The organism is Providencia sp. JGM181 (assembly GCF_018257375.1).
Classification (GTDB): domain Bacteria; phylum Pseudomonadota; class Gammaproteobacteria; order Enterobacterales; family Enterobacteriaceae; genus Providencia; species Providencia lanzhouensis.
On sequence record NZ_JAERJY010000278.1, the window covers coordinates 1 to 1,157 of the forward strand.

The 1,157-nt window shown below is 31.5% G+C and carries 2 protein-coding genes; both read left to right on the top strand.

The features are described from left to right. On the top strand, positions 1-322 hold a 322-nt coding region (locus tag JK188_RS17495), incomplete at its 5' end, for a helix-turn-helix domain-containing protein (RefSeq protein ID WP_249216047.1). Between the two features lie 31 nt (positions 323-353). After that, positions 354-674 carry a helix-turn-helix domain-containing protein gene (locus JK188_RS17500; RefSeq protein ID WP_211887154.1) on the top strand — a complete coding sequence of 107 codons (321 nt, stop codon included), beginning with the start codon at positions 354-356 and terminating at the stop codon, positions 672-674. Positions 675-1,157 lie beyond the last annotated feature (483 nt).

Consider the following 1,157-nt stretch of genomic DNA (forward strand, 5'->3'; position numbering starts at 1 on the left):
TAGTCAGGATCCTGTTGCTGGAAATGGTATCGCACCCACATCGCCAAATGGTTTTGTCCCAGGAAGCCCAAATACTGTTATTGGATATAAAATACGAAAGTTACGTAAAGAAAAAGGGTTATCCCTACTCACTGTAGCTCAATCGATTGGAATTAGTGAACAGCAACAGCTTCGTTATGAACGTGGGAATAATCGAATATCGATTGATCGGCTCAAACAATATGCTATTTATTTTAATACGAGTATTAATGACTTCTTTTTATTTAATGAAAGTGAAAGGGAAAAAATAAAGCAGAATCTTAAAAGATCTCCAAATATATAGTATTTTTACTTAATCAATATTGGTCATTATAATGAAAAAGAACACCTCCAAAATTGTTGGCGCTCGCATTCGCTCATTCAGAAAAGAGCGAAATATGAGCATTCAACAGTTAAGCAAATTACTGGGCATTAGCCAACAACACCATTCCCGCCATGAACTGGGCGATATGCGTATTCACGTTGATACCTTATATTCAATTGCTGAAATTTTAGACATCGATATTATAGAATTAATCTGTGACGGCACTGAACAAGAAGATGGTTTTAATTATATCTGTAAGGCTGATCGCAGTCGTCGCTATCAGGCTGAATCTTTGATTTCACCAGAACAAGATTTTTCACTGTTTAAATAATACTCAAGCCGCCTACCGGTATCTTTTTTATCATTGATACTGGCAGGTATCCTTTTAAAGTCTCTCTCTGACTAACATTAGCAAAAATAAACCCCATTAATGACAGACTAAAATTTATAATCATTTACGCTATTTCGGTATAAATACACATTCTAAGACTAATTTCGATATTCTTATTGAGAATATTAAGTTTTATTTTTCATTTTTAGATAATACATATTTGCCACTAGTAATAAAACCACGCTCTCACCTCAAACTTTACGTTTAAATAATCTCCATATGCGAGATAGTTTATAGTTTAAAATCATCAAATAAGTATTTTTAGTTTTATATTGTTATTTTACTTTAGTTTAAATAAATTAAATTCAATAAAAACGCCTTATTTAAATAATGATACCAAACACTAGCGCATAGTGTGTTTATATGAGAATTAATAATAACAACTTAAAAATATTGTTATTAAAATTCAAAATACCCCTATCT

What these genes read in the sequence shown, in the direction of transcription:
- JK188_RS17500 (WP_211887154.1), top strand. Translation starts at nt 354, where the DNA reads ATGAAAAAGAACACCTCCAAAATTGTTGGCGCTCGCATTCGCTCATTC.